General features: G+C 70.3%; 5 protein-coding genes and 1 pseudogene. 2 read left to right on the top strand and 4 right to left on the bottom strand.

Annotated features, from left to right (window positions below; all coding sequences use genetic code 11):
* Positions 1–137: pseudogene (locus PMI12_RS28905) on the top strand (branched-chain amino acid ABC transporter permease); the annotation flags it as partial.
* 62 nt (positions 138–199) lie between these two features.
* Here the strand turns inward: PMI12_RS28905 and PMI12_RS21320 are convergent.
* The 3 genes from PMI12_RS21320 to PMI12_RS21310 all read right to left on the bottom strand — a co-directional run bounded on the left by PMI12_RS21320 (position 200) and on the right by PMI12_RS21310 (position 2901).
* Positions 200–658 (bottom strand): YXWGXW repeat-containing protein, encoded by a 459-nt coding sequence (locus PMI12_RS21320; protein ID WP_007836611.1) that lies wholly within the window; start codon positions 656–658, stop codon positions 200–202.
* Between the two features lie 90 nt (positions 659–748).
* Positions 749–1828 carry a lipocalin-like domain-containing protein gene (locus PMI12_RS21315; protein ID WP_007836609.1) on the bottom strand — a complete coding sequence of 360 codons (1080 nt, stop codon included), beginning with the start codon at positions 1826–1828 and terminating at the stop codon, positions 749–751.
* Positions 1825–2901, bottom strand: coding sequence for a PLP-dependent cysteine synthase family protein (locus tag PMI12_RS21310; RefSeq protein WP_007836607.1), 1077 nt, complete (start codon positions 2899–2901; stop codon positions 1825–1827). Before PMI12_RS21310 ends, PMI12_RS21315 begins: the two co-directional genes overlap by 4 nt.
* 97 nt (positions 2902–2998) lie before the next feature.
* Between PMI12_RS21310 and PMI12_RS21305 the strand changes: the two genes are divergently transcribed.
* Positions 2999–5497, top strand: coding sequence for a penicillin acylase family protein (locus PMI12_RS21305; RefSeq protein WP_007836599.1), 2499 nt, complete (start codon positions 2999–3001; stop codon positions 5495–5497).
* Between the two features lie 27 nt (positions 5498–5524).
* Here PMI12_RS21305 and PMI12_RS21300 read toward each other — a convergent pair whose 3' ends face one another.
* The gene (locus tag PMI12_RS21300; protein ID WP_007836596.1) at positions 5525–8131 is read right to left on the bottom strand and encodes an FtsX-like permease family protein; all 2607 of its coding nucleotides are present in this window, start codon (positions 8129–8131) and stop codon (positions 5525–5527) included.
* Positions 8132–8207: the final 76 nt, after the last annotated feature.

Genomic DNA, 8207 nt, shown 5'->3' with positions numbered 1-8207 from the left:
CGGTGGACTGGTTCAACACGCTGGGCGAGTCGGTGACCATGGTCACGGGCCTGATCTTCGTGATCTGCGTGCTGGCCTTCCGCAAGGGGATCATGGGCGAGATCATCGCGTTCATCGACAGGCGGCGGGCGAAGTAATGCGCGGCCAACAAAAAAGGGAGCCTGGGCTCCCTTTGTGTTTGCGGATCAGCAATCGGTAATCAGCAGTTGCCTTTTTTCGCCTGGCCGGGCGGGCAGAAATCGCGATCGCGGTCATGGCCGTGCCGATGGCCGCCGTCGTGGTGGCGGTGGTCGTCTTCCCATTCGCGCTCGCGGCGGGCTTCACGGCGGGCTTCTTGCCGGCGCCAGTCGCCTTCGGTCCAGCGCCAGCCGCCGCGGTCTTCGACCCAGCGGCCTGGGGCATAGGCGTATCCCGCGCGCTCGGGCTGCCAGCCGCCCGGGCGCCATCCGTAGGCGCGGCCGTCCCAGGCCCAGCGGCCCGGTACCCAGACGAAGCCGCCGCGTGGCGGGGGCAGAGGCTCGTAGCGCGGCGGCGGCGGTGCCGTCATCACCAGTCCGGGCACGTTGATGTTGACCGAGACTTGCGCGTTGGCGGCAATGGGGCTTGCAAGGATGGAAAGGGCGCCGGCCGCGGCCAGCACTGCGATTCGAATCTTCATGGATGATCCTCCGTTTTAAATGAGTGGGGCACGATTCCCAACGCAGGCGGCAAGGAATCGGTTGTCAGGCCTTGTGCGCGGCTACAACAGTTACAGCTTCAGCGGTGCGGCGTAGCCGGTCATTTCCAGATAGCCGCGGCCCACGCGGTGGCCTTGGACATCGAGCAGTTCGCTCACGCCTTCCCAGTACACGCCGCCGGTCGAACCGCGGCTGTCGAGTTCCTGGTCGTCGAGCAAGGCGCGCACTTCGAAGTTGCCGGCGGGCGTTTGCACGCGCCATTGCGTCGGGTACTTCGCTTGCGTGCACGGACTGTTCCAGGTCTTGAGGGCTTCGAAGCGCACTTCGTCATTCCTGAAGGTTCGTGCCGCGCCATCGCGCTGGCGGAACGAGCCACCGGTCCACAGCGCGCTGCCGTCGCTGCGCCGCAGGCGGAAGGCGGTGAGGGCGCTGCCGTCGTCGAGGTTCATGCCGATCCAGTCCCAGCCCACGGCCTCGGGGTGCATCAGCGCTTCGCTCCATTCGTGGTCGAGCCACGCGGCGCCGGCGATATCGAAGGCTTGTCCCTTGAGCGTGAGCCTGCCCTGGGCCTTGAGCTGCGGCTCGCTGTAGTAGTAGCTCGCCTGCGATGCCTCGGGGCCCTTGCGCGAGAGGCCGGCGTTGCCTTGCAGAAGCACCGGCTGCGTCGGCGTGAAGCGCAGCTCGAGCGTGAATTCGCCGGCCGGAACGCGCGCAACGTAGAGCCCGTTCTCCCGCACCAGCGACCAGTCGCGGATGCGCACGTCGGTGTCGTTGGTGCCGGCTTCGGCCACGCCAAAGCCCGCGCGTGCGATGCGCTGGTCGTGCAGCAGCACGCGGCCTTCGAGGTCGGTGACGGCCGCGTGCGCGAACACGAGATGCTTCGCGGCGAAGGCCGAGCGCATGCCCTGCGTGGCGTCGACGCGCGAGCGGAAGAAGGTCACCTGGAAGCCGAACTCTCGTCCGCCCGGAGTCTTCGCGTGGCCGGTGACGTACCACCATTCGGTGTGCAGGTCGGGGTGGCTGCCGAAGTCGCGCGGGAACTCCATCCGGCGCTCGGGCAGTGCCCACGCCGTCAGCGGCCCGGCCGCGAGCGCCGCCAGCAGCAGGCCGCGCCGCGAGAGGCCGAACAGCGGCGAAGGAGGAGGCCTCATGCCGCCACCAGCGCATCGATGCGCCGCTGCGCCGGCGCGATGTCGCCGAAGGCATTCCGCACCCAGGCCGCATCGTGGTAGCTCGGCAGATAGCGCTCGCCCGCATCGCACAGCAGCGAAAGAATGGAGCCCTGCTGTCCCGCCGCGCGCATTTCGTGCGCCACGGCCAGCATGCCGATGAAGTTGGTGCCCGTCGACGGCCCGACCTTGCGGCCCAGCAGTGCCGACAGTGCATGCATCGCCGCCACCGAGTCGAGGTTCGGCACTTCGATCATCCGGTCGACCAGCGTGCGGATGAAGCTGGGCTCCACGCGCGGCCGGCCGATGCCTTCGATGCGTGAGCCCGCGTCCGTCAGCGAGGCATCGCCCGTGCGGTGGTAGGCCGAGAACACGGAGCCCTCGGGGTCGGGCACGCACACCTGCGTGTCGTGGCAGCGATAGCGCAGGTAGCGCCCGATGGTCGCGCTGGTGCCGCCCGTACCCGCGCCCACCACGATCCACTTCGGCACCGGATGCCGCTCGCGCGCCATCTGCTGGAACATGCTCTCTGCGATGTTGTTGTTGCCGCGCCAGTCGGTCGCGCGCTCGGCATACGTGAACTGGTCCATGTAGTGGCCGCCGCTGCGCTCGGCCAGCGCGCGCGCCTCTTCGTACACCTGGGCGGCATGGTCCACGAAGTGGCAGCTCGCGCCGTAGAAGGCGATCTGCGCGACCTTCTCGGGCGAGGTGGTACGCGGCATCACGGCGATGAAGGGCAGGCCCAGCAGCCGCGCGAAGTAGGCCTCGCTCACGGCCGTGGAGCCGCTCGAGGCCTCGACGATGGTGGTGCCCTCGCGCACCCAGCCGTTGCACAGCGCGTAGAGAAAGAGCGAACGCGCGAGCCGGTGCTTGAGGCTGCCGGTCGGGTGCGTCGATTCGTCCTTCAGGTAGAGGTCGATGCCGTGCGCCGCAAGCGAGGGCAGGGGCAGCGGGATCAGGTGCGTGTCGGCGCTGCGCTGGTAGTCGGCCTCGATGCGGCGGATGGCGCTGTCGAGCCAGGCGTTGCAGGACGAAGAAGAAAGTATTTGCTGCATATCGGCCTCAGTCTACAAGTCATGGTTTGTAACCCGGCGCGGCCGTAAATCGGGATACTGTGCGCTGCCGCTCACAAGGCAGAGGAGACGGAGACACATGAAAAAAACGAACCTGGGCGCCGTTGCGCTCGCGGCCCTCGCGTTGTCCGGCTGCGCCAGCAGCCCCTCCGGCAACGGCATGCCGACGCGGCCCTCCTCGTCGTTCGCAGTGCCGGGGCTCGAGAAGCCCGCCGAGGTGCTGATCGACCGCTGGGGCGTGCCGCATCTCTATGCGGGCACGCTCTACGACGCCTTCGTGGCGCAGGGCTACATCGCCGCGCGCGACAGGCTCTGGCAGATGGACCTGTGGCGCAAACGCGGCCTCGGCGAAATGGCCAGGGACTTCGGCCCGGCCTGGGTCGAGAGCGATCGCGCCGCGCGCGCCGTGCTCTACCGCGGCGACATGTACCGCGAATGGCTCGCCTACGGCTCCGACGCCAAGCGCGTGGCTGAAGCCTTCACCGCGGGTGTCAACGCCTACGTGGCACAGGTGCGCGCACAGCCCGCACTGCTGCCCGCAGAATTCGCGCTGCTCGGCTACCAGCCCGCGACATGGTCGCCCGAGGACGTGGTGCGCATCCGCCACCACGGCCTCACGCTCAACTTCACTTCCGAGATCGAACGCGCCCGCGCGTTCTGCGGGGGCGCTGCCGGCGTCAAGGCCGACTGGCTGCGCCGCGAGCTCGATCCGCCCGTCACGCCGCGCATGCCGCCGGGGCTCGACCCGTGCGGCATTCCGGCCACCGAATTGCGCGCGGCCTACCTGCGCGCCACCGAGCCGCCGCAGTTCACCAAGGCCAATACGCGGTTGGGCGTGAACGCGGGCGCGACTGTCGTGCCCGTGGCCCTGCTGCCCGGCAGCGCGGAAGCCACGGCGCAGCTGGGAGAAGAGCAGCAGCAAGCGTCGCAGGGCGACCCGACTGGCGCCTACGGCAGCAACAACTGGGTGATCTCGCCGAAGCTCACCGCCACCGGCCGGCCCATCCTGGCCAACGACCCGCACCGCTCGCACGGCGCGCCGAGCCTGCGCTACATGACGCACCTGAGCGCGCCTGGCATGGACGCCATCGGCGCAGGCGAGCCTTTCCTGCCGGGCCTGTCGATCGGCCACAACGGCACCATCGCCTTCGGCCTCACGCGCTTCTACATGGACCAGGAAGACCTGTACGTGTACCAGCTCAACCCGAGCGACCCCGGCGAGTACCGCTACCAGGGCCGCTGGGAGCCGATGACGCGCGTCACGGAGCGCATCGAGGTGAAGGGCGAGAGCGCGCCGCGCGAAGTGGTCAACACCTTCACCCGCCATGGCCCCGTGCTGCTGGCCGAGCCCGGCAAGCAGCGCGCGTATGCGTTGCGCGCCGCGTGGCTGGAGCCTGGCATGGCGCCGTATTTCGGTTCGATGGACTACATGCGCGCGCGCAACTGGGACCAGTTTCGCGCGGCCATGAACCGCTGGGGCGCGCCAGGCGAAAACCAGGTCTACGCCGACACCAGCGGCAACGTCGGCTGGATCCCCGGCGGCCTCACGCCCATCCGGCCCAACTGGGACGGCCTGATGCCGGTGCCCGGCGACGGGCGCTACGAGTGGTCGGGCTTTCGCAACGGCGACGAGTTGCCTTCGGAGTTCAACCCCGCGCGCGGCTATGTCGTGACGGCCAACGAGAACAACATTCCGCCCGACCACCCCGCCGCGAAGAAGGGCGTCGGCTACGAGTGGAGCGACGCGGCCCGCGCACGCCGCCTCAAGGCGCTGTTCGCGGCCAAGGTGGCGGCGGGTTCGCGCTTTACCGTCGAGGACTCGCAGCGCATGCAGAACGACATCGTCGCCACGCCCGCGCAGCGGCTGCTCAAGCTGCTGGCCGGCTTGCGCAGCGACGATCCGCAGACCGCTTCGGCGCTGCGCATGCTCCAGGGCTGGGACGGCGCCATGGACCGCGACAGCGCCGCCGCCGCGCTGTACGAAGTCTGGAGCAGCAAGCCCTTGCGCGCGGCCGTGCTCAAAGCCGGCGCGGGCGATGCGGGCGCCGCGCTGGCCGGGCCCGGCGACAACACGCGCATGGTGCTGCTGCTCGAGAACCCGTCCGGCTGGGTCACGAACGAGCAACGCGACGCGCTGTTGCTCGAGACCCTGCCGCTCGCCATGCAGGAACTCAGCGCCAGGCTCGGCCCCGATGCCGCCGCATGGAAGTGGGGCACGCTGCATCGCGCCGAGTTCCGCCATCCGCTGGGTGGCGTGGTCGATGCGGCCACGCGCAAGAAGCTCGACGTGGGCGACTGGCCCATGTCCGGCTCGGCCTTCACGCCGATGGCCGCCACCTATCGGCCGAGCGACTACAAGTTGACAGCGGGCGCCTCGTTCCGCATGGTGCTCGACGTGGGCAACTGGGACGCGTCGCGTGTCATCAACACGCCGGGCCAGTCGGGCAACCCCGACAGCCCCAACTACCGCGACCTGGCGCCACTGTGGTTGGTGGGCAAGTACGTGCCGCTGGTCTATACCCGCGCCGCGGTCGAGAAGGAAACCGTGGAGCGCATCCAGCTGACGCCAGGCCGCTGAGGCCGGGGCGGCAGGCGAAGCACCTGCCTACCAGTCTTCCTTCACCGCCAACACCACATCCCTGCCGGCCGCCGCCCGCCCTGCCAGCCAGGCGGTGACGGTGCCCGCCACCACCACCGCGCCGCACAGCGCCAGCAGCCGCAGCCACGGCACCAGCAGGTCCATGCTCCAGTGGAAGCTCTGCGGGTTCACCACCTTCACCAACACCACCGACACGGCCAGCCCGAGCAGCAGCCCCGCGACCGCGCCGATGGCCGTCCACGCGGCGCCTTCGCCCGCCACTACCGCCAGCACCTGCCGCCGTGTGAAGCCCAGGTGTGCGAGCAGGCCGAACTCCTTGCGCCGTGCCAGCACCTGCGCGCTGAAGCTCGCGGCGATGCCGAACAGGCCGATGGCGATGGCCACCGCCTGCAGCCAGTAGGTCACGGCAAAGCTGCGGTCGAAGATGCGCAGCGAGGTCGTGCGGATCTGGCCGACCGAGGCGATCTCGACGGACTCCGCGGAGCCGCCTTCCTGGCGCGCCGCCAGTGCGCGCATCTGTGCCTGCACCGCGCCTTCCGACGCACCGGGCGCGAGCCACAGCGCCACGTCGCTCACGTTGCGTTCGCCGGTGATGCGTTCGAAATCGCGCGCGTCCATCGTGACCGTGCCGAACTGCCGCGCATAGTCGCGCCACACGCCCGCCACGAAGAACACCTGCGGCTTCTTCGTGCCGGCTGCCACGCCAATTGCGGCCGACAGCGGCGCGAACGCGGTGCCCGGCTTCGCGCCGTACAGCTCGACCATCGGCTCGCTCACGTAGATGCCGACCTGCCCCTCGGGCACCGGCAGCGCGGCGCCCACCAGCGGCAGCGACTGCGTGGCGCCGCCTTCGAGGCTGCGCGCGATCAGCGTGACCGCGGGCCGGGTCGCGTCGAGCTGCAGTGTCTTCGTGCGCAGCGTGCCCGTGCGCGCCACGCCGGGCAACTGCGCCAGCGCCTGCACGAAGGCGGGCGGGAAGGTCGCGGTGTCGGTGCTGCTGCTGTTGCCGGCGTTGCTGCCGCGCCCACCCGCAGTGGCGCGCAGGTACAGGTCGGCCGGCAGGACCACGTCGAGCCAGTGCGTGACCGAATCGCGAAAGCTGGCGACCATCACCGTGAGCGCGACCGCGAGGCTCAGGCTCGCGACCACGCCGCTCACTGCCACGGCCGCCGTGCCCCGCATGCGGCGCGCGCGCTCGATGGCCAGCATCGGCAGCACGCGTTGCGCGAACGCGGGCGCGATGCGGTCGTACAGCAGCGCGATGAGCCAGGGCAGGGCGGTGATGCCGCCCACCAGCAGGCAGGCCACCGACAAATACGCGGCCACTGGAATGCCGCCGATGGCCGGCACGTTGGCCAGCACCGCGCCGAGCGCGATCAGCCCCAGCGCCAGCCAGTGGCTGTTGCCCTGGGTAGGCGCCGCGCCCACCCCCTTGAGTGTTTGCGCTTCGGGCAGCGCCTGCGCCGCGCGCGCGGGCCACCAGCCGCCAACCAATGCGGCCACCACGCCGAGTCCGCCGTAGAGCGCCGCCGCGCCGCTGCTCCAGTGCAGCTTGGGCGCGACGCCTTCGAAATACCCGCCGCCCAGGTCGCCGCCGAGCACCCGCAGCGCAAAGGCCGCGAGCGCGGTGCCGAGCACGAGCCCGGCCGTGCTGCCGATCAGACCCAGCACCAGCGATTCGGTCAGCACCAGCCGCAGCCGTTCGCGCGGCGTCAGGCCCAGCACGCCGAGCAGCGCGAACTGCTGCGCGCGCTTGGCCACGCTGAGCGCCAGCACCGAGAACACCAGGAACGCGCCCGTGAAGAGCGCCACCAGCGCCAGTACCGTCAGGTTGACGCGGTAGGCGCGCGACAGGTTGCTCACGCGCTCGGCCGCATCGCCGGGCTCGGCGAACTGCACGCCTGCGGGCCAGCCCGGCGACTGCTGCAGCGAGGCCATGAAGGCGGCCCTGTCGGTACCGGGTGCCAGCCGAAGGTCGATGCGGCTGAGCCGGCCGACCTGGCCGAACAGCTCCTGCGCGGCCGCGATGTCCATCACCGCGAGCGCCGAGCCGCTGGCGGCGACGTGGCCGGACACGTCGAGCCGCTGCCAGGCATCGCCGCTGCGCAGCTGCATCGTCTCCACGACGCCACCGCCGGGCGCTTGCGCGGGCAGGCCCAGCGCGGTGCGCGCCGCGGTGTTGAGAAACACATGGCCCGGTGCGAACAGCGCAAAGCGATCGGCACCGGCTGCGGCCTGTGGCATCAGCGCCGGGGCGATGGCAGGCAGCACCAGCGCATCGACGCCGATCACGCGCATCGGAACCTGGCGCTCGCCCGCCAGCGCCAGGCCCTGGAGCTCGACCACGGGGCTCGCCAGCGTCACCTGCGGATGACGGGCCAGCCGCGCGAACACGGCCTCGTCGAAGCCACCCTGCACGGCGCGCACTTCCAGGTCGGGCTGGCCGTTGACCGAGCGCACCGCGCTCGCGAACTCGTCGAGCGCCGACGCATTGATCAGCTGCACCGAGAAGGCCAGCGCCACACCCAGCATCACCGCCAGCACGGCCGCCGCATTGCGCCAGGGGTGATGGCGGAGTTCCTGCCAGGAGAAGGTGGTGAGCAATGCGCGCATGGGCCGATTGTCGCGATGTGCACGGATCGAAGCTGCTGGTGCGCGAGACTGAGCCGGTGGCCGCGCCGCGGGAGTG

Source organism: Variovorax sp. CF313 (assembly GCF_000282635.1).
Lineage (GTDB): Bacteria > Pseudomonadota > Gammaproteobacteria > Burkholderiales > Burkholderiaceae_C > Variovorax.
This window is presented reverse-complemented; position numbering and strand designations above follow the sequence as displayed.